The sequence below is a fragment of the Enterobacter cloacae complex sp. 2021EL-01169 genome (genome assembly GCF_020733125.1).
Lineage (GTDB): Bacteria > Pseudomonadota > Gammaproteobacteria > Enterobacterales > Enterobacteriaceae > Enterobacter > Enterobacter roggenkampii.
This window is the reverse complement of sequence record NZ_JAJFTC010000001.1, coordinates 665362-686663: the sequence shown is the minus strand read 5'-3', so window position 1 is coordinate 686663 and position 21302 is coordinate 665362. Positions and strand designations below refer to the sequence as shown.

The following is a 21302-nucleotide window of genomic DNA, read 5'->3' as shown; positions in this document are numbered from 1 at the left end:
AATCAATCACCTATAACTTACCCAGCTTGGTTCGTAAGCGTTTAATGGCCTGGCTGTGCAGCTGGCTCACCCGCGACTCTCCCACCTCCAGAACAGCGCCAATCTCTTTGAGGTTAAGCTCTTCCTGGTAATAAAGGGTCAATACCAGCTGTTCGCGTTCAGGCAGAGCTTCAATAGCTTCCATGACGCGCTGGCGTAAATTCCCTTCCATTAAATGGTGTAACGGGTTTTCTTGCTGGTGCTCATCCGTCACCAGCTCGATGCTATCGCCATGCTCTTCTCGCCACTCGTCATAAGAGAAGAGTTGGCTATTATTGGTATCGAGCAACATCTGACGATACTCTTCAACAGCAATGCCAAGACGATCCGCCACTTCGGTTTCCGTTGCGTTGCGTCCCAGTTCCTGTTCCAGCTGCCCCATCGCATGCGCCACTTCGCGTGCGTTGCGGCGAACACTGCGCGGTACCCAGTCACGGCTGCGCAGCTCGTCCAGCATCGCACCACGAATACGCTGAACTGCGTAAGTCGTAAATGCCGTTCCTTGCAGAGCGTCGTATCGGTCAACTGCATTCAATAACCCGATACCGCCCGCCTGTAGCAGATCGTCAAGTTCCACGCTCGCCGGCAAGCGCACCTGGAGGCGCAATGCTTCGTGACGCACCAGCGGGACATAACGCTGCCACAGCGAGTGTTTATCCATTACACCTTCAGCGGTATAGAGTGAATTCACGATAAACAGCCCTGCGTTAGTTGAGTTATCGGCATGATTATCCGATTCTGGAGGGCAATCAATTGGATGAATAATGGGTAAAATGGGCGGTTATTTGCCTATTACTGTAATAACCTCGATTTCGGCACAGCATATAGAACGAGCTCAAAAGCCAGTTCCGGATGGTGGCCACGAAGATAAAAATGGTAATCAGCGCTGAGTGATTGAATATATTGTGGAATAGTCAGAAGATCTTCCGGCTTATGATAAAGACTAATCGCTAATAGTGGATGCCAGGCGCGAATGGTGCCAGCGGCGCCCTGGAGTGCTTTGAGCTCTGCACCTTCAACATCCATTTTTATGAAAGTGGCTTTACCGCCCTGCAAGATATTATCAATGCTATCGAGCTCAATTGTAACCGTATCGCTGCTTTGCTCCACAAGCCGAGAAGAGAGCGCATTTCCAGATTGAAAAGAGAGTACGGTTTTATTCTCCCATACCCCTTTTTGCACTGGCTGGCAGAATGGCCATTGTCGGGTATTGTCACAAAGCTGAGAAAAATTACCGGCATCTGGTTCGAAACCGACAATTTTCTCCGGCATCTCAACGCCTTGATTGACAACTTCCTGCATAAACGCGCCGATGCTATCACCATTGTAGGCACCGCAATCAATAAACACTTCGTTATTTTGAAGGCGGAGAATATCGGCAGGAAAATAGTGGGCTGGCTCGTATACTGCCTGATAGTAGCCGCGGGTTGCGCTGAGACGCTGTTTAAGGAACGCGACCAGCGTTTCTCTTGAACGTTCGTCCGCGAGGCCGGCATAGACAGCTTCAAGGGTATCGCTATGCTCGTCACAAAACGACTGCGTATACCACAGCGTGGTGCTGACTCCGATAAAGGCAGGATCGTAAACCAGCACGTTTGCGCCGCCGCGGCGTAATTCCTGTTGCAATGCATCATGGACGTATTGCAGCGCAACGATACAGTTAAATTTACCGGGTTGTTCGATAAGGTCTTCAATTGCCACCACCGGCAGACCATGGAAGGTCATGCCTTCAGTGATGTAATGTCGGTTTAACGCTATCTTATCGAGAGGCAAATTTTCCCGAAACATAAATTCCGCGGTCATCTGCCCAAGGCAACCGGCTCCATAGAGAACCAGCGGAAGTCCGTTGGCATGCATGTCGCGGATGCCCTTGAAGAAATGATTATCGTAGCCCTGTATCTGTTCCAGTAATGTCATGTAGTCCTCAGCTCAACCTTTATTAACGATGTAAATCGACTTTGGCAGACGTCACGGCGCTCTGCTGCGCTTTTTCGAGAAACTCGAGACCGCGAACGGCCGTATCACAACTGAAGCTATATCCCGTGGCATCACCGCGTAAACTGGCAGCGATGTCGGCGTAATAGTTAGCGAATGCCTCTATGAATCCGGCAGGATGCCCTGCTTTAAAACGACAATAGCGAGGCTGATTAGCCACAGTGTTATCTCCTGCCGTTCGATCAAGCAGACGCACGTTGCCATGCCGATCGGCGAGTCGGAGATATTCTGGCTCCATTTGCAGCCACTCTGCGCTGCCTTCTGACCCATATATACGGATTCGCAAACCATTGCGGTAACCGAGCGCCGCCTTGCCGTACCAGTAGTTACAGACCATGTCGTCGCTATAGCGGGAGATTAGGTTAACCGTATCGATAACGTCCGAAACACGGGCAAAGGTGCTGTTGATCGCATAGACATCTTCTGCTTGCTTATCCGTCAGAAACTCCACCAACTGGTGCACATGGACACCCAGGTCGAGCGAAACAGTAGGAATATCCCCATCAACTCGTCGCCATTCCTGAGGCTGAGGAACGCTGCCATCCTCGCGGCTGCGAATAAACCCTTCCTGGGGCATTTCAACCATAACATGCTGAATTTTCCCCAACTCGCCGCTAAGCAGACGCTTACGCAATTCGCGAACCATGGGATAACCGGTGTAGTTATAGGTGACGTACAGTTGTCCTTTCATCTCGAAGACTCGCCGGGCGATATCCCTCGCGTCGCCTACACTTGCAACCATCGCTTTTTCACTGATCACCGGCAGGCCATACTCCAGACAGGCCAGGATAATTTCACGGTGGGAGGGTGTTGGCGTCAGTATGACGACAGCATCCATCTGCGCATGTTGTTCTTCAAGTAACGTGACTGCGCTGGAGTAAATAGCCTCGTCTTTAACCCCCCAAGCTCGACCCGTCTGCTGGTTCAGCGACGTATCGCGGCTAAAGCAGCCCGTCGTAAGCTGAAAATGCCCGTCCATTTGACTAGCGATGTTGTGAGTAAGACCGATGGCAGAATTGATCCCACCGCCGATAAACCCGAGAGACAGAGGCCTGTGCATAATCCGGTCCTTACAATGAATTAAATGAGAAATAGTTTTTTAGCTGCGGCGTGTGGCGTGCCATGGCATTGAGTTCGGTAAACTCAGCAAAAACCAGTCCGGCGCGATCTTCAGGTGCTGGTGCGAGTTCATCGCCCGGCTGTTTCAGCGGGATAGTCTGAATGATCGTGGCTGGTAGCGGAGCGTAGCTGAAGCCAAAAAATCGGCTCTGACGTTCGCAAGAGACCGTATGGCGCGCAACGTATCGCTGGCGCGCCGGTCGCCGATTCGGGAACGCACTCTCCCCACCAATAAAGGGCAACACAAATTCACGGCAATAATCTACGCCCGTTGAGAGTTCAATTAATTTCGAGTAGAGATCGCCAGGGCATCGGCGGGTGACTTCAATCAACCAAAAATCCTGTTCGTCAGCGATGAGTTGCGTGTGCAACAAACCATCCACCAGAGCTAAGTCGCTGACAATGGCCTGCATACACTCGCTGATGCGGTCGCGCATCGGCTCGCTGAGATTGACGCTCAAGCAACTGCTATTTACCTGCCACGGATAGACCGTGCAAAACTCATCAACAAAAAATTCGCAGACAATTTGCCCATTGCGAATAAAAGCGGAATGGCTATATAGGGCCCCCTGGCAGAATGTTTCAATGACACACTGCCCTCCCGGCGATGCAGAGCAGGCGATATTTACCGCCTCATCCAGCTCTGACGGCTGATGAATAAGTGAAATCCCCATACCACTGTAAGCATCAACGGGTTTAACCAGCAGCGGGAAGGTTAGCGCGTGCGCGTCCTGTGGACTTCTCACAGCCCGCGGTATAGGGTAGCCTTGGCCGCTGGCCCATTTTCTGAAGCGATCTTTCAAAAAGAGAAGATCGCTGACCTCGGGTGAGTCGAAGCCTGGAAGGCCAAGCTCATCCGCCACACGGCAACCTGAGAGATAGGACACATCGGTTACGCCGGGGGATAGCGCAGTAATTTTTTCATTACGGGCAATCGCCAGTACGGCTTTGCTATCGGCATAATTTTGCACGCAGGTCGCGTCGGCATATTTCATACCTGCATCCTGAGCTTTGCCGCTACAGGCGAGCGTACGAAAACCCGCCGCTTTTATGGCCTGTTGTAACGGCAGTGAGGCAAAACCCGCATCCAGGATCATTGCAGTGCGCATCACGGTCATACTACGAGCCCCGAGTATATTGCCGACTCGTCAGACGGTACCTCACCAGACAGAGATGCGCGTCTAAGAGCATTCACTACGCGGTCTTGATCTTCTGGCGTTAATCCGGGATAAATTGGAAGGCACAGCACCTTGTCGGCGATATCATTGGCAACAGGCAGATGCTCTTCAGCAGAAGAAGGGAACCCCCTGTACATCGCAAAAGAACTGATTAACGGATAGAAATAGCGGCGAGTCAGAATGCCGTCAGCTTTAAATAATGTATAAACATCATCGCGACTCATGCCAAATTTCGGTTCAATGAGCACCGGGAAATACGCATGGTTCCAGCTCACATCGTCTGGCACGTCGACAAACGTTAATCCTTCAAGCCCTTTTAACAGCTCGCGATAGCGATGATGAATCGCTTTGCGTTCTTCTAGAGCTTTATCAATATGCTTAAGTTGCAGAAGACCAAATGCCGCTTCCACTTCATTCATTTTGGCGTTTATGCCTGGTGCCACGATGCGGGTCTCACCGGCAAAACCAAAGTTCTTGAGATAGTCGATGCGCTGTTTAGTTTTAAGATCCTGGGAAATGATCGCCCCGCCTTCAAAGGTATTAAAAACTTTAGTGGCATGGAAGCTGAGTACCGACAAATCACCATGATTTAGAATACTGATATTATTTTTTCGAACGTTAAACGCATGTGCGGCATCATATATTACCCGTAAGCCATAGACGTCAGCAATTTTCTGTATTTTGTCGATATCGCAAGGGATGCCATAACAATGCACAGGTAAAATTGCCGTAGTATTTGGCGTAATTAATTCTTCGATGCAATCCGGATTAATATTATAGGTTCGTGGATCAATATCAGCGAAGACAGGCGTTAAGCCATTCCACAGCAAACTGTGTGAGGTCGCCACAAAGGAATACGGCGTAGTGATTACCTCTCCGCTCAGACGCAACGCCTGAAATGCTGTCAGCAGCGCCAACGTACCGTTAGCGAATAGAGACAGGTGCTTAACGCCAAGGTATTGCGCCAGAGCCTCTTCCAGCTGTTGGTGGAAAGGCCCGCCATTTGTCAGCGTCTTGTTTTGCCAGATTTTCTCCAGATAAGGAATAAATTCCTCCAAAGGGGGCAAAAATGGACTGGTTACGTAAATTTCATTCATAGCGTACCTCGGTATTGATACCGTTAAATTTTGCCCAAACTGCCAGCCTGATTATCGATTGCCATTCACGAACGCTCCTCGGCAATAAGAAACGGACGCGGCTTTTCTCCCCGACAATAGATTTTCCATGCTTCACGCAGCGCCCGCTCAAAATTCTCGGCAATATTAAAATCTGGCAAGGGATTAACCGGGATCCTATCACGCATCCCCAGACGTATTTCAGCTAACTCTGGAATATGTTGACGCCAGTCTATTGCCTTATAAATATAATCATCCTCATCATCAGCGATAAACTGTTCCAGCCCGTAAGAACGCATAATATCTACGCCCTGCTGGCAGGGTATGGTCGGGCCATTCATGGTAATTGTCGGAACGCCCATCCAGGCTCCATGATGCGTCGTCGTTCCGCCGCTGTAGGGGAAGGCATCCAGTAAAATATCGATTTCATGGTGCAGAGCAAGGTATTCGTCCAGTTCAACCAGTCCACGGAAAAGTAATCTGTTTTGCGAAACTCCGCGCTGTTTAAAGCGCTTCGTCATGGCAGAGATCATTTCAGCATCGGTCATATTACCGATTAAGAGACGACTCTCAGGGTAGCCCTGCAAAATTGCAGCCCAAGTATCCAGAACCTGGTCATTTATTTTTTTTGACCGGTTGAAGCTACCAAACGTGATAAAGCCATTGTGCAGGGCAGGTAAGGAGTTAATATCCGGGCTTCGCGGGTGAGGTTCGAAACTCTTACGCGTCGCCACGAACATCGCATTTTCCACCAGCTGTTTTTCAAGGGCCGGAGACTGTGCCAGGCTCGCCGAAAGCAAAATATAATCCATCTCTTTCATCCCGGTGGTGCCTGGGTAGCCTATCCATGTGATCTGGATCGGTGCCGGGCGCAGAGCGAAGACCGGTAGCCGGTTGTAAGCGGTATGGCCCGATAAATCGAACAGAATATCAATCCCATCTTCTGCGATCAGTTTCGCCAGCTCAATATCGCTGATAGCATCAACCTGGCGCCAAAGGGTAGCGCTCTGACGCAGGTGGCGATAAACGTCATCCTCTTCCAGGAAAAGCGTGTTATAGGCAACTAAATCATATTTTTCGCGATTGATGGCGTCCCAGTATGGCAGCAGGAAATTTGCCACCGGATGCTTACGCAAATCTCCGGAAACAAAACCGAGCCGAAGTTTGCGCTGAGGTTCCAGGGAATTAGTTAGCGCCAGCGTTACCCCGCTCTCTTCAGCCCAGGATGCCGTACGGCGGCCAAACTCGATATGCTTTTCCAGCAGCTCTTCAGCCTTCACGCTAGCGTCATGACTCATCACGAAAAGTAAATTGCTGAAGTAACCAAAATTGTAATTACTGAGCTCAACAGCTTTTTCCATAAAATAGCGCGCTTCTGCCATTTTATGGTTGTCACTCAGGACGATGCCGGTGAGTCCAAGCGAACTGGGACCAGGATGCTGAAAACGCATAATTTCCCTACAGCATTTTTCAGCCAACGACATATCGCCGTAAGCATGGTGCAGCGATGCCATACTGAGCCAGTAATCAATATTTTTTTTATTCAGGCGCAGTAAAGTACGGACAATGAGCCGCGAACCGTAAAACTCACGCTTGCGCTGAAGTACCGTGGCGAGATCATAGTAGATATCAAGGCTGGAAAAATAATATCCCATTAGCGTGCAAAGCGATGCCAGAGCATCATCCCAGGCAGAGGTTAAGACGCACGTTTTTGAGTAGCAGCGAAGCACATGAATATTGTCGGGTTTTTTCTCCATCAATGCGCGGGCGTACTCCCGGGCTTCTTTAGAGCGCCCTTGTTGAATGAGACTGTTCGCTCGTGCATAAATGGCATCGACATCAGGATCGGCTAATTCGGATTCGGCGTTGCCCTTCAGCAACAATCCACCCTGTACCCTGTCGACGCTCAATAATAACAGCAGCGAAAGCTGCGATTTGAGTACGTCGAGCCTGCCCGCACGCAGAAAACACTGCAGATGTTTTTTCCACGCCTCCGGAGAGCCCGTCAGCAACCCTTTAATTTTCAGCGACGAGTAGTGTTGCCAGTTTGCCTGTCCTGCTTTGTTCATGTCGTACTGAAGATAACGCCACTCGTCGGGCGTTAAGGAGACCCACTCTCCCCACAAATTCATGACCCGCATGGCATCCACCGGACGTTCGGAAGGCAGCCCCCCCACCGGTGCCAGCTCATCGTTTTGCGCAGCGTTATACGGGCCAGGAGCCGCACTCCAAAAGAGACCGTCCGCGCCTGTCATAAACAGCGTTGTGAGGGCATCCAGGACCGTATCCTGATAATCCTCCTGCGTTTCAGGGGCGCGACAGTTGAGCAGTAGCTGCTCGAAACTTAAGGACATCGGCCAGACATTACCTAGCAATTCCATGATGCGGATAATGACGGCATTGTCGGTGCGAATGATTCGACCGTTGCTGTTCCTGAATTCATGCGGTGCTTTTGCGGGATCCATTTCGACCGGCACAAAGCTTCCGGCCCAGTGCAGGTTTCTAAGCTGATTAAGATCCGGCTTATTGGGAGGCTGGTGACTGTTCAGGTGACAAAGCAAAGTAAAGCGTTCTGAGCGCTGCACGGCATAGTCAAGATACTGCTGTGCCATTGTTCTGCTGGCTCCGGCACTGACGGCCTCGAGCAGTTCTTCAATTGTCGGATTATAATAGCTTCCTAGCTCTGACTGCGGAAGGATATCGCCTAGATACTGCAGACCCACCTGTTCCGCCTGTGAACAGAAGGCAGCCAAAGTACATGCCCCGTCAGTCGGGGTTAAGAAGGCGAGAATCAGTGTGTTGTCGTCCATTTTTTCTGCACGTAGGACTTCGTTCTTGAGCGCACCTTCTTCCAGAGTTAATAGCATAAAACTCAACATGGCACGGGCAGAAGCCAGCAGATCGCTGCCCGCTTCTGCCCGTTCAAGATGAAAGCGTAGCGCTTCACCCAACGCGAGACGCGCTGAACTTCCCGGCAGTACAGACCACTTTATGGCGATAACACCATTGACGGATAAATGCGCGTGACACCACTGCAAGAGTGCTTCCCGCTCGCTTTTGCCCAGAAAAGCAAAACTCTGGTGGATAATGATGTAATCAAACTCACCGGGATCGACCGCAAGCAAATCCCCTAACCCTGCCTCAAACAGTTCAACGTTCTGGCATCCCAACCCTGCAACCAACTGTTTCCCCTTCAGGATCGCCTGTCCATCAATATCCACACCAATAGCTATACTCTCCGGGTTAGCCCAGGCGCGCATAATGAGGCTCGTTGCCGATCCACAGCCAATCTCCATGACACGAGCAAATGCAGGAACCGGCGTGGCCAGGAGATTAAGTGCCGCAGCAGCATAAAGGGCCTCAGTGCTGACCCGTTGGTTGGGATACATTGTCGTCACGTTTATTCCAGATTCTCGTTATTGCAGGGCCAATGTTTAGCGTTGGTATTTACCGATAAGCGTCGATTTAAACTCCTGACAGGGGCCCTCTGCTTTCATTGCTACCCAGCAAAACGCCTCATCCGCAGCGTGGCTATCCACTACTGTGGAACGCTCAGCACGGGTAATCGAATGCTGGTCTTGTGGCGAAAGGCTATCCAGGCACGCAAAGAGTGCGACCTGTTCAAGGCCCGGCGCACAGTTGCCGCTGGTGAGGTTAACGTCGATAAAGTGTGCGACCCGATCGAGATAGCGTTGTGCGATGCCGCAAGGCCTGGCGTAGATAAAACCGGCAAAGACTTCTTCCCAGAACGGCGAGTTTTCGGTTTGTAACAACATCAGCGACGCGTCGGGCTCGGCCCAGGGTTTACGCGCAAGAACATTTGAATTAATAGCAATAATAGGTGTATTAAAAGTGCTCAGAGCATGGCGGAGGAAAACAATGCGACGCGCAGCGCTGATCACTGCGGTGTCAGTATTGCTGGCGATCGTCTCATGGCTGGCAGAGAGATTGAGCTCGGGAAACTGTTCCCGAAGCGCCAGCAGACTTTCTTTTATCTCATTGCTGCCATTGAACACGTGAACGTGAACATCCAGGACGTCGCGATTGGTTTCATAGAGGGAGTAAAGCGTCGGTACGGCGTGTTCGAAATATTCCTCGCGAGTACAGGTTAGCAACACCGTCGTTTTGGTACCTGAGGTTTTTACAATCCAGTTTTCCCAGGCACTCTTCGCCGCGATGTACTCGCTCGCGTTAAGCGATCTAAAATCAATGTAAGAATCCGGAATGCCTCCAAGCCGGTAGATCCCACAGGTAATCATTAGCAGGGCCATAGGATCTTCACCAATAAGTAACGCATCGGCGGTCAATACCTGAATCACGACCATCGCCTGATTAAAGTCGTTTTCCATTAAACAGATCAGCAGCAGAATTTTCAGAACCGGAGCCAAGCTGCTTACCTGCGAAAGATTGTTGTTTATTAGGAATAGCGCTGAGCTGATTTCATTTACGCGAAACAGTAGCTGAATGGCGGCGACAAGATAATGAATATTACTGTCGGCGTTTAATGCCGAGACAACATATTCGGTCAGCTGCGCACATTGGGATGAAGATAATATCTGTTTATCGCCAGTACGGGACTCATCAAGCGCACTGTTGGCCAGCACGATTGCGCACAACATGTTTTTTAAGGCAGAATCTTTGTTCGCCTCCAGCCCCGTTTCTGCCGCACGTATCATGGGTTCGAGGGTGGTAATATTGGCGCTCTTAAAGCTGAAGATTTCCGCCACGATGTTAGCGGGCATAACATCTGCTTCGGGGAGATCAATGAATCGGGTAAAGACATTCCGATAAAACTGACGCATGGCCCGGCTACGTGCGAATTCACTCATCTTATAACTCATCGATAAACCGTCGTCAGACGACCGGAAAAGGACATTTTAGGCAGAATAGCACTGCGTTACGGCGGGTGATGGCAGGAAAACGCTGCTAAATGCAGCCTTATTTTGAAGATTAAAGGTGGGTTTATTTCAGGATAAAAAGTGAAAAAAAAGGCTGCTGTTTCCAGCAACCTTTTTTAAATATTTGGCGTCTATTAACGCAGCAGGGACAGCATAGCCTGTGGAACCTGGTTTGCCTGAGACAGCACAGAAGTACCAGCCTGCTGCAGGATCTGCGCGCGAGACATGTTAGAAACTTCAGTTGCGTAGTCAGCGTCCTGGATACGGGACTGAGCAGCAGACAGGTTAGTGATAGAGTTGTTCAGGTTGTTGATGGTAGATTCGAAACGGTTCTGAATCGCACCCATGTTAGAACGCGCGGTATCAATTTTGGAGATAGCGTTGTCTGCAGCAGTGATGAACGCTTTTGCAGTGCTGTTATCAGTGATAGTACCGGTCAGTCCAGAGTCGAGGCTGGTTGCTTTTGCGTTGATCAGTGCGCCAGTGGTGATAGCGATGCTATCAGTTGCGCCAGTACCTGCGCCAACCTGGATGTTCAGGGAAGCTGTCTGGCTACCGTCCAGCAGTTTTTTGCCGTTGAAGTTAGCAGCGCCAGCGATACGATCGATTTCACCCAAGCGCTGAGTGATTTCAGTGCTGATTGAGGTGTAGTCAGTAGTACCGTTAGTGTCGTTCGCAGCCTGAACAGCCAGCTCACGGATACGCTGTAAGTTGGAGTTGATCTCGTTCAGGTTACCTTCAGCGGTCTGAACCAGAGAGATACCGTCGTTAGCGTTACGTGCAGCCTGAGTCATCCCTTTGATCTGAGAGTTCATGCGGTTTGCAATTGCCTGACCAGCAGCGTCATCTTTAGAGCTGTTGATACGCAGACCGGAAGACAGACGCTCGATAGCGGTGCCCAGAGAAGACTGAGATTTGTTCAGGTTGTTCTGAGTGGTCAGGGACAACAGGTTAGTATTGATAACTGCCATAATTTTAATTCCTTCAAAAATGGTTTCTAGGGTCGGTGCCTAACACTCACGGCGTCTCTCACCGTCAACAAGGTTATCGACGCCCTTGCAGCAGACTTTAGAAAATATCGAAGAAAAAAATTAACCATTTGTTTTATATATATTTATTTAGCGAAATGGCACAAGGAATACCCAAGAGTTGTAAAATTATAAGGCTAATTGCTTCTTTTTTACCCTCCTCAATAACGTCATGTCAGACGTTAAAAGCGAGAAAATGAACGCTTATTACGCGATTATTTTTTAAAACTCGCCGTAAACTTTTTGCAAGATGGGCCGATAAACGACTGAAACATCCATTGAAAAGGAACATTACATGGCGACTATCAGTAATCTCGGGGTGGGCGTGCCCGGCCTGTCGGATCTGTACGATAAGCTGCAGGCAGCAGAAGAGACTAAATTAACAGCGATTGCCAAACAAAAGACCACTTACGACGCGCAAATCACCGGTTACGGAAAATTACAAAGCGCCCTGACTACCCTGCAAACCGCAGCAGCAAAGCTGGCAAAGACGGATACCTGGAACTCTACGTCCGTTTCAAGCACCAACACAGCATTCTCCGCTATCAGTACCTCCAGCGCTAACGTTGGCGACGTTACTATTAATGTCAGTAAGATCGCGAAAGGCCAGGTTCTGACGACAGCTCCCGGTACAATTGACAGCAATACAAAGCAGTTAGGCGGGACAACGGGCTCCAATAGCCGAACCATTACCATCACCCAGGCAGGAGCCGACAGCAAACCGCTGACGGTAACGCTCGCCGATGGCGATACTTCACTGAACGGGATTGCTAAAGCTATCAATGCGGCCAACGGCAACGTATCAGCAAGCGTGGTGAAAGCCGATAACGGCGACTACCGTCTGATGCTGACCTCAAAAACCACGGGTACCGATTCCGATATGACGGTGACGGTGGCGGGAGACGATACGCTAAACGCCGTTATCGGAAGCGCCGCGCTAAATGTGCAGGTTAAGTCGCAAAATGCCGTCATTAACGTGAACGGTATTCAAATAGTTCGTCAGAGCAATACCATCACTGACGCGCTGCCTGGCGTAACATTAACCCTGAAAGCCCCGAGCACAGCAGATGAAACGCTGACGATAGCCCGCTCAACCGACGATAACAAAAAAGCCATTACGGAATGGGTCAATGCCTATAACTCTCTGCAGTCTACCATTGCTGCGCTGACCAAATACGAGCCGCCAGCAGTGGGTGCAACCGCCCAGTCCTCGAACAACGGCGTGTTAATGGGTGACAGTACTATCCGTGGAGTACAATCCGATCTTCGTGCTTTATTGACCAATGTACAGAGTGGCTCCTATGCCATTATGGCTCAACTTGGCATCACCCAGGACCCGGTCAAAGGCGCAGACGGCGCGATTGGCAACCTAAAAATTGATGATAAAAAATTAACCAAGATTCTCACCGACGATCCGGCTGGCGTTCAGGCCTATTTTGTGGGTGACGGAAAAAAAACCGGTTTCGCCACACAGATGAATAACACCTTGACCGATATGCTGAGCACCTCTATCGGTAAAGAAGGTGTGATTCAGAATGCGAAGGACGGTATTAACGCCACGCTCAAATCCATCGGCAAACGTTACGACGCGATGGAGTTGACCATTGAAGCCACGATGGCGCGTTATAAAAAGCAATTTAACGATTTGGATAAGCTGGTCACTAAATTCAATGGTACGGCCACTTATTTGACCCAACAGTTCAGCAGTAAGTAAGAAAGGAACCGATATGTATAGCAAATCTGGTGTACAAGCCTATCAGCAGGTAGGTCTTGAATCTGCTGTCTTGAGTGCCAGCCCGCACCAGTTGGTTGTCATGTTGTTCGACGGTATCCATAGCGCGCTTATTAGGGCGCGCCTTTTCCTTGAGCAAGGGGACATCCCGGCAAAAGGAGAGGCCCTGTCTAAGGCCATTAATATTATCGAAAATGGCCTTAAGGCTGGTTTAAATATGGATGTGGGAGGAGAACTCCCCCGCAATCTTTCTGCACTTTACGACTATATGGTACGCCGTTTGTTACATGCCAACCTGCGCAATGACATCGAGGCCATTACCGAAGTCGAGGCTCTGCTGCTCAATATTTCCGACGCCTGGAAGCAAATCGGCCCGGGTTATTCTCCCAAGCAGGATTAACTGTAATGAACGACTTCAGCTTATCCCTAAAAAAGTGGCATGCCCTTAATGCGCTTAGCAATACCATGCTAGGCCTTGCTCAATCCGGGAAATGGGATGAGCTAATTGACCAGGAGGTGGCATACGTTTCGCTGGTAGAAGAGATCAGCACGACGCCTTTTCCGCCCAACAGTAAGTCTGTTCAGGACCAGGCAATGGTGATACTGAATCAGGTGCTTCAGAATGAAATCATTCTTAAAGAGTTGCTACAGGAAAGGATGAGTGAGCTGAGCGGCCTTATTGCGCAAACCAACAAGCAAAAAAACGTAAACGTCACCTACGGTAGGCTTTCTGGCAACATTTTATTTCCCGGAGAGATGAATCAATAATACACATTAGCGATTCATCAACCATACTCCAGAAGTCTGCCAATGGCTTCTGGAGCACGGATGATGAAAAACCCCACCCTGTTACAATGTTTTCACTGGTACTACCCTGCTGGCGGTGAATTGTGGCGAGAGGTCACGGCGTTAGCCCCCAATCTTAACGAAATCGGCATTAACATGATCTGGCTCCCGCCCGCCTATAAAGGTGCATCCGGCGGGTATTCTGTCGGCTATGACTCTTATGACCTGTTCGATCTGGGCGAGTTTGACCAGAAAGGCAGTATCGCCACGAAATACGGTGACAAAGCGCAGCTGCTGGAAGCCATCGACGCCCTCAAGCGCAACGACATTGCCGTACTGCTGGACGTGGTGGTGAACCACAAAATGGGTGCCGATGAAAAAGAGCCCGTCCGCGTTCAGCGCGTGAACGAGCAGGATCGCACGCAGATCGACGATGAGGTCATCGAGTGTGAAGCCTGGACCCGCTATACCTTCCCTGCCCGCGCCGGCCAATATTCGCAGTTTATCTGGGACTACAAATGCTTCAGCGGCGTCGACCACATTGAAAACCCCGATGAAGACGGCATTTTTAAAATCGTCAACGACTACACCGGCGAAGGCTGGAACGATCAGGTTGATGATGAGATGGGTAACTTCGATTATCTGATGGGCGAAAATATCGACTTTCGCAATCACGCCGTCACCGAGGAGATCAAATACTGGGCCCGCTGGGTCATGGAACAGACGCGCTGCGACGGTTTTCGTCTGGACGCCGTCAAGCATATTCCCGCCTGGTTTTACAAAGAGTGGATTGAGCACGTCCAGGAGGTCGCCGACCAGCCGCTTTTTATCGTGGCGGAATACTGGTCCCATGAGGTGGATAAACTTCAGGCCTATATCGACCAGGTCGAAGGCAAAACCATGCTGTTTGATGCCCCCCTGCAGATGAAATTCCACGAGGCGTCACGTCAGGGACGGGATTACGACATGAGCCAAATCTTTACCGGCACGCTGGTGGAAGCCGATCCGTTTCATGCGGTCACCCTCGTCGCAAACCATGACACCCAGCCTTTGCAGGCGCTGGAAGCCCCGGTCGAAGCCTGGTTTAAACCGCTGGCGTATGCGCTGATCCTGCTGCGGGAAAATGGCGTGCCGAGCGTCTTTTATCCGGACCTCTTTGGCGCCAGCTATGACGATACGGGTGGAGACGGTGAAACGTACCATATTGATATGCCTGTGATTGAGCAGCTCCACGAGCTGATCCTCGCACGCCAGCGTTTTGCCCACGGCGTGCAGACGCTCTTTTTTGACCATCCTAACTGCATCGCCTTCAGCCGCAGCGGCACGGAAGACGATCCCGGCTGCGTGGTGGTGATGTCAAACGGGGACGACGGCGAGAAGGTAATTTGTCTTGGGGAAAACTACGGCAACAAAACGTGGCGGGATTTTCTCGGCAATCGCGAAGAAACGGTCACCACGGCGGCGGATGGCGAAGGGACTTTTACCTGCAAAGGCGGAAGCGTGAGCGTGTGGGTAATTGAGGATGGGCTGTAGAAACAATGCCGGGTGGCGGCTTCGCCTTACCCGGCCTACGCGAAGGCACTTTTGTAGGCCGGGTAAGCGTCAGCGCCACCCGGCAACAAACGGCTAAGGTAGTTTACTCTCCAGCGGATGCTTGCTCAGGTAATCGGCACACTCAACCGTTGGGCGATCGACCTTCTGCAGCTCCAGCCCGTCGTACTCAAGCGTCGAGCCATCGCGCTCCAGCGGATAGATATCCAGCTTGCGCGTCACGTTGTAATAACTGTCTGAACGCAGCATGATTTTACCCGGCACGGCAATCACGCGCTGCCACTGACGGCAGTCCAGCGTATCGCCCTCTTCCGTCACCACCAGCGTGGCAATCGCTTCAGGGCTGACCATTTTGCTCTGCGGCCCTTTTGACTGCCAGTATCCCGCCAGATGCGCCGGGACAGGATGCTTGATCACCTCTTTATAATTATCGACCTGAACGCACCCGGTCAGTGCCAGCAGCGCGCCAGCAATTGCTATTTTTTTCATCATCTTTCCTGCATTCGAAGAAAAAAATATTGTGGCATTAAAGCGCTGTGGCTGCCAGCGAAGATCGACAGGTCTTAGACCTGCATCCCCATCACTTCCTGATAAGCCGACACCAGCTTGTTACGCACCTGGATCCCCATCTGCAGGGAAACCGAGGCTTTTTGCAAATCGGTCATCACATCATTCAGCGCCACGCCCGGCTCGCCGAGGGTGAACTTCTCTGCCTGCGTGCGCGCTGCGGTCTGGGTATCACTGATACGGTCAAGAGCGGCATGCAGTTGCCCTGCAAAGCTGATGCTCGGCTGCTGATCTGCCACATTCTGATTACGGGCCGTCATCGCCGTTGCCTGCAGCTGACTGATTACCCCTTCAATGCCCTGTATAGCCATGACTCTCCCCTGGATGGTTTTTTACGCGGTCAAGACTAACAGCTTGTCAATAAGATAATGGCGGTAAATAGCATGAAAAAACCAGGTTATTTGACGCATAGAAAATCACGAATCATCAAATAATGGCAGGGCCATCAATATGGAACTTTTGTCGTGTTTGCCGACCCGGGAGTCAGTTTTGTTTCTCTACACGAATAACGTAAACCACCAGGATTTAAGAGGTGCGCAATGAGTGCAACAGCATCGACAGCGCCGCAGAATAAATCACTCGAGTGGATGAACCGCCTTCGCGCGAATCCTAAAATCCCGTTGATCGTGGCAGGCGCTGCCGCAATTGCGATCCTTGTAGCGATGGTCCTGTGGGCGAAAAGCCCTGATTACCGGACGCTCTACAGTAACCTTTCCGATCAGGATGGCGGCGCCATCGTCACCCAGCTGACCCAGATGAACATCCCTTATCGCTTTGCCGATAATGGCGGTGCGCTGGAGGTCCCGGCAGATAAGGTGCACGAACTGCGTCTGCGCCTGGCCCAGCAGGGGCTGCCGAAGGGCGGCGCGGTAGGCTTTGAGCTGCTGGATCAGGAAAAATTCGGTATCAGCCAGTTCAGCGAGCAGGTGAACTACCAGCGTGCGCTGGAAGGTGAGCTGGCCCGCACCATTGAAACATTAGGCCCGGTGAAGAGCGCCCGCGTGCACCTGGCGATGCCTAAACCTTCCTTATTTGTCCGCGAACAGAAATCACCTTCGGCTTCCGTGACCGTGAACCTCGAGCCTGGCCGCGCGCTGGACGAAGGACAAATCAGCACGGTGACGCATCTCGTCTCCAGCGCCGTGGCCGGTCTGCCGCCGGGTAACGTGACGCTGGTTGACCAGAGCGGTCACCTGCTGACGCAATCCAATACCGCCGGTCGCGATCTGAATGACGCGCAGCTGAAATATGCCGCTGATGTGGAAAGCCGTCTCCAGCGCCGTATCGAAGCGATCCTGGGTCCGGTGGTGGGCAACAGCAACGTGCACGCGCAGGTCACCGCGCAGATCGACTTCTCGAATAAAGAACAAACCGAAGAGCAGTACAGCCCGAACGGCGATGCGGCGCAGGCGGTTATGCGTTCGCGCCAGATCAACACCAGCGAGCAGATTGGCGGCGCAAACCCAGGCGGCGTGCCGGGCGCGCTGTCTAACCAGCCTGCCCCGGCTAACGCGGCGCCGATCTCTACGCCACCGGCCAATCAGCAGAACGGCCAGCAGAATAACCAGCAGACCACCTCAACGGCGACGAACAGCGGTCCACGAAACAGCAGCCGTAACGAAACCACGAACTACGAAGTGGATAGGACGATTCGCCACACTAAACTGAACGTGGGCGATATTCAGCGTCTCTCCGTTGCGGTAGTGGTGAACTACAAAACGCTGGCGGATGGCAAACCGTTGCCGTTGACCGCCGAGCAGATGAAGCAGATTGAAAACCTGACCCGTGAAGCGATGGGTTACTCCGAGAAGCGCGGCGATACCCTCAACGTGGTGAACTCACCGTTCAACTCGGTGGAAGAGACCGGCGGTGAACTGCCGTTCTGGCAACAGCAGGCGTTTATCGACCAGCTGATGTCCGCAGGACGCTGGCTGCTGGTGCTGATTGTCGCGTGGCTGCTGTGGCGCAAGGGCGTTCGTCCTCAGCTCCAGCGCCGTGCTGAAGCCGAAAAAGCGGCTCGCGAGCAGATGAATGCGCGTCAGGAAACGGAAGAAGCGGTTGAAGTGCGCCTCAGCAAAGATGAACAGATGCAGCAGCGCCGCGCTAACCAGCGCATGGGTGCCGAGGTGATGAGCCAGCGCATTCGCGAAATGTCAGATAACGATCCGCGCGTCGTGGCGCTGGTCATCCGTCAGTGGATGGGTAACGAACATGAGTAATACGCTTACGGGCACCGATAAAAGCGTCATCCTGCTGATGACCATTGGCGAAGATCGCGCGGCAGAGGTGTTTAAACACCTCTCCCAGCGGGAAGTGCAAATTCTCAGTGCGGCGATGGCCAACGTGCGTCAAATCTCCAACAAGCAGCTGACCGAAGTGCTGTCGGAGTTTGAGCAGGAAGCCGAACAGTTTGCCGCGCTGAACGTCAACGCCAACGACTACCTGCGTTCCGTGCTGGTCAAGGCGCTGGGCGAAGAGCGTGCCGCCAGCCTGCTGGAAGACATTCTGGAAACGCGCGATACCGCCAGCGGTATCGAAACGCTTAACTTTATGGAACCGCAGAGTGCCGCCGACCTTATTCGCGACGAGCACCCGCAGATTATCGCCACCATCCTTGTCCACCTCAAACGCGGTCAGGCGGCCGATATTCTGGCGCTGTTCGAAGAGCGTCTGCGTCACGATGTGATGCTGCGTATCGCCACCTTCGGCGGCGTTCAGCCTGCCGCGCTGGCGGAGCTGACCGAGGTGCTGAACAACCTGCTCGACGGCCAGAACCTCAAGCGCAGCAAAATGGGCGGCGTGAGAACGGCGGCAGAAATCATCAACCTGATGAAAACGCAGCAGGAAGAGGCCGTCATTACGGCGGTTCGCGAATTCGACGGCGAGCTGGCACAGAAAATCATCGACGAGATGTTCCTGTTCGAAAACCTCGTCGAAGTGGACGACCGCAGCATCCAGCGCCTGCTCCAGGAAGTGGATTCCGAGTCGCTGCTTATCGCCCTCAAAGGCGCCGAGCAGCCGCTGCGCGAGAAGTTCCTGCGCAACATGTCTCAACGTGCGGCCGATATCCTGCGCGACGACCTTGCCAACCGTGGTCCGGTTCGTCTGTCTCAGGTGGAAAACGAACAGAAAGCCATTCTGCTTATCGTTCGTCGTCTGGCGGAAACCGGCGAGATGGTGATTGGCAGCGGAGACGACACCTATGTCTAATGAGCTGCCGTGGAAGCGCTGGACGCCGGACGATCTGGCCCCTCCCCTCTCCGAGTTCACGCCAGCCGCGATCCCGACCGAGGCGCTTGACCCGGACGTCGAGCAGCCCGAGCTGAGCGAAGAGGAGCAGCAGGCGCAAATGCTGGCTCAGCTGCAAATGCAGGCGCACGAGCAGGGCTACAATGCCGGTCTGAACGAAGGCCGGCAGAAAGGCCACGAGCTGGGGTATCAGGAAGGCCTGGCGAAAGGGTTAGAGCACGGTATCGATCAGGCGCGCCAGCAGCAGGCGCCGATCCATGCCCGCATGCAGCAGCTGGTCAGCGAGTTTCAGCACACGCTGGACGCGCTGGACAGCGTGATCGCCTCGCGACTGATGCAGATGGCGCTGGAAGCCGCGCGTCAGGTGATCGGCCAGACGCCCGTGGTGGATAACACTGCGCTAATCAAACAAATTCAGGGTCTGCTGCAGCAGGAGCCGCTGTTCAGCGGTAAGCCGCAGCTGCGCGTCCACCCGGACGACCTGCAGCGCGTGGAAGAGAGCCTGGGCGCAACGCTAAACCTGCACGGCTGGCGGCTGCGCGGCGATCCGTCGTTACATCACGGCGGCTGCAAAGTTTCTGCCGATGAAGGCGATCTGGATGCCAGCGTCGCCACCCGCTGGCAGGAACTGTGTCGCCTGGCGGCACCGGGAGTCGTCTGATGACCGCACGCCTCACCCGCTGGCTCACCACGCTCGACAACTTTGAGACGAAGATGGCGCAACTGCCCTCTGTTCGTCGTTATGGGCGGCTGACGCGCGCCACCGGTCTGGTCCTGGAGGCCACCGGCCTGCAGCTTCCGCTGGGCGCGACCTGCGTGATTGAGCGTCAGGACGGTCTTGAAACGCGTGAAGTAGAAAGCGAAGTGGTCGGGTTCAACGGCCAGCGCCTGTTCCTGATGCCGCTTGAAGAGGTGGAAGGTATTTTGCCCGGCGCGCGCGTGTATGCCAAAAACACGTCCGGCGATGGGCTGCAAAGCGGGAAACAGCTGCCGCTTGGTCCTGCCCTGCTGGGTCGCGTGCTGGACGGCAGCGGGAAGCCGCTCGACGGGCTGCCCTCCCCGGACACCACCGAAACCGGCGCATTAATTACCCAGCCGTTTAACCCCCTGCAGCGAACCCCTATCGAGCATGTGCTCGACACCGGCGTGCGCCCGATCAACGCCCTGCTGACCGTGGGACGCGGGCAACGTATGGGCCTCTTCGCCGGGTCAGGCGTGGGTAAATCCGTCCTGCTTGGCATGATGGCGCGCTATACGCAGGCCGATGTGATCGTCGTGGGCCTGATCGGCGAGCGCGGTCGTGAAGTAAAAGACTTTATTGAAAACATTCTGGGTGCGGAAGGCCGTGCCCGCTCGGTGGTCATTGCCGCACCGGCGGACGTGTCGCCGTTACTGCGTATGCAGGGGGCAGCCTATGCCACCCGCATCGCCGAAGATTTTCGTGACCGCGGCAAGCACGTGCTGCTGATCATGGATTCGCTGACCCGCTACGCGATGGCGCAGCGTGAAATCGCGCTGGCTATCGGTGAGCCACCGGCGACCAAAGGCTACCCGCCTTCGGTCTTCGCCAAACTCCCTGCCCTGGTGGAACGTGCGGGGAACGGCATCAGCGGCGGCGGCTCCATCACCGCGTTCTATACGGTGCTGACCGAAGGCGATGACCAGCAGGATCCGATTGCCGACTCCGCGCGCGCGATCCTTGACGGCCATATCGTGCTGTCGCGTCGTCTGGCCGAAGCCGGACACTATCCGGCGATAGATATTGAAGCCTCTATCAGCCGCGCGATGACGGCGCTGATAACCGAGAAACACTACGCCCGCGTGCGTAACTTTAAACAACTCCTCTCCAGCTTCCAGCGCAACCGCGATCTGGTGAGCGTGGGGGCGTATGCCAAAGGCAGCGACCCGATGCTCGACAAAGCGATTACCCTGTGGCCGCAGCTGGAGGCATTTTTGCAACAAGGCATTTTTGAACGTGCCGACTGGGAAGATTCAATTCAGGCTCTGGAGCTGATTTTCCCGCAGGTGTAACACAGGTGGAGGGC

18 protein-coding genes are annotated in these 21302 nt (G+C 53.0%); 8 read left to right on the top strand and 10 right to left on the bottom strand.

Annotated features, from left to right (window positions below; all coding sequences use genetic code 11):
* Positions 1–10 precede the first annotated feature (10 nt).
* The 8 genes from LLF79_RS03145 to LLF79_RS03110 all read right to left on the bottom strand — a co-directional run bounded on the left by LLF79_RS03145 (position 11) and on the right by LLF79_RS03110 (position 11315).
* Positions 11–730, bottom strand: a complete 720-nt coding sequence (locus LLF79_RS03145; RefSeq protein WP_008500338.1) for an RNA polymerase sigma factor FliA — start codon at positions 728–730, stop codon at positions 11–13.
* Between the two features lie 101 nt (positions 731–831).
* On the bottom strand, positions 832–1956 hold the full coding sequence (locus LLF79_RS03140) for an FkbM family methyltransferase (RefSeq protein WP_047074070.1): 1125 nt from the start codon (positions 1954–1956) through the stop codon (positions 832–834).
* A 22-nt stretch (positions 1957–1978) separates the two neighbouring features.
* Complete coding sequence (locus tag LLF79_RS03135; RefSeq protein ID WP_032652538.1) at positions 1979–3094, bottom strand: Gfo/Idh/MocA family protein; 1116 nt, start codon at positions 3092–3094, stop codon at positions 1979–1981.
* A gap of 10 nt (positions 3095–3104) precedes the next feature.
* Positions 3105–4271, bottom strand: coding sequence for an acetyl-CoA carboxylase biotin carboxylase subunit family protein (locus LLF79_RS03130; RefSeq protein WP_046092827.1), 1167 nt, complete (start codon positions 4269–4271; stop codon positions 3105–3107).
* Positions 4268–5428: a DegT/DnrJ/EryC1/StrS aminotransferase family protein gene (locus tag LLF79_RS03125; RefSeq protein WP_046092828.1), complete on the bottom strand. Its 1161-nt coding sequence runs from the start codon at positions 5426–5428 to the stop codon at positions 4268–4270. The genes LLF79_RS03130 and LLF79_RS03125 overlap by 4 nt, the downstream gene beginning before the upstream one ends.
* 65 nt (positions 5429–5493) lie before the next feature.
* Entirely contained in the window at positions 5494–8835 is a 3342-nt protein-coding gene (locus LLF79_RS03120) for a bifunctional class I SAM-dependent methyltransferase/glycosyltransferase (RefSeq protein ID WP_227879267.1), read from the bottom strand.
* Between the two features lie 45 nt (positions 8836–8880).
* Positions 8881–10275, bottom strand: coding sequence for a hypothetical protein (locus LLF79_RS03115; protein ID WP_227879087.1), 1395 nt, complete (start codon positions 10273–10275; stop codon positions 8881–8883).
* Between the two features lie 203 nt (positions 10276–10478).
* On the bottom strand, positions 10479–11315 hold the full coding sequence (locus tag LLF79_RS03110) for a flagellin (RefSeq protein ID WP_023618406.1): 837 nt from the start codon (positions 11313–11315) through the stop codon (positions 10479–10481).
* Between the two features lie 352 nt (positions 11316–11667).
* Here LLF79_RS03110 and fliD point away from each other — a divergent pair, with 352 nt between their 5' ends.
* The 4 genes from fliD (at position 11668) to amyA (ending at position 15423) form a co-directional block, all read left to right on the top strand.
* Positions 11668–13086: a flagellar filament capping protein FliD gene (gene fliD / locus LLF79_RS03105; protein ID WP_023325564.1), complete on the top strand. Its 1419-nt coding sequence runs from the start codon at positions 11668–11670 to the stop codon at positions 13084–13086.
* Between the two features lie 13 nt (positions 13087–13099).
* Entirely contained in the window at positions 13100–13504 is a 405-nt protein-coding gene (gene fliS / locus LLF79_RS03100; protein ID WP_023325565.1) for a flagellar export chaperone FliS, read from the top strand.
* Positions 13505–13509: 5 nt separating this feature from the next.
* On the top strand, positions 13510–13872 hold the full coding sequence (gene fliT / locus LLF79_RS03095) for a flagella biosynthesis regulatory protein FliT (RefSeq protein WP_023325566.1): 363 nt from the start codon (positions 13510–13512) through the stop codon (positions 13870–13872).
* Between the two features lie 63 nt (positions 13873–13935).
* The gene (gene amyA / locus LLF79_RS03090; protein WP_227879266.1) at positions 13936–15423 is read left to right on the top strand and encodes an alpha-amylase; all 1488 of its coding nucleotides are present in this window, start codon (positions 13936–13938) and stop codon (positions 15421–15423) included.
* Between the two features lie 93 nt (positions 15424–15516).
* Here amyA and yedD read toward each other — a convergent pair whose 3' ends face one another.
* Positions 15517–15930: a lipoprotein YedD gene (gene yedD / locus LLF79_RS03085; protein WP_023293875.1), complete on the bottom strand. Its 414-nt coding sequence runs from the start codon at positions 15928–15930 to the stop codon at positions 15517–15519.
* A 74-nt stretch (positions 15931–16004) separates the two neighbouring features.
* The gene (fliE, locus tag LLF79_RS03080; RefSeq protein ID WP_008500329.1) at positions 16005–16319 is read right to left on the bottom strand and encodes a flagellar hook-basal body complex protein FliE; all 315 of its coding nucleotides are present in this window, start codon (positions 16317–16319) and stop codon (positions 16005–16007) included.
* Between the two features lie 228 nt (positions 16320–16547).
* On the opposite strand from fliE, the gene fliF reads away from it, so the two are divergent.
* From fliF to fliI, 4 genes are read left to right on the top strand one after another with little or no spacing between them, the layout of a single operon-like run.
* Positions 16548–18227, top strand: coding sequence for a flagellar basal-body MS-ring/collar protein FliF (gene fliF / locus LLF79_RS03075; protein ID WP_227879086.1), 1680 nt, complete (start codon positions 16548–16550; stop codon positions 18225–18227).
* A complete protein-coding gene (gene fliG, locus LLF79_RS03070) occupies positions 18220–19218 on the top strand; it encodes a flagellar motor switch protein FliG (RefSeq protein ID WP_008500327.1) in 999 nt (332 codons plus the stop codon). The genes fliF and fliG overlap by 8 nt, the downstream gene beginning before the upstream one ends.
* Positions 19211–19918, top strand: coding sequence for a flagellar assembly protein FliH (gene fliH / locus LLF79_RS03065; RefSeq protein WP_008500326.1), 708 nt, complete (start codon positions 19211–19213; stop codon positions 19916–19918). The genes fliG and fliH overlap by 8 nt, the downstream gene beginning before the upstream one ends.
* Positions 19918–21288, top strand: coding sequence for a flagellar protein export ATPase FliI (gene fliI / locus LLF79_RS03060; protein ID WP_008500325.1), 1371 nt, complete (start codon positions 19918–19920; stop codon positions 21286–21288). Before fliH ends, fliI begins: the two co-directional genes overlap by 1 nt.
* Positions 21289–21302 lie beyond the last annotated feature (14 nt).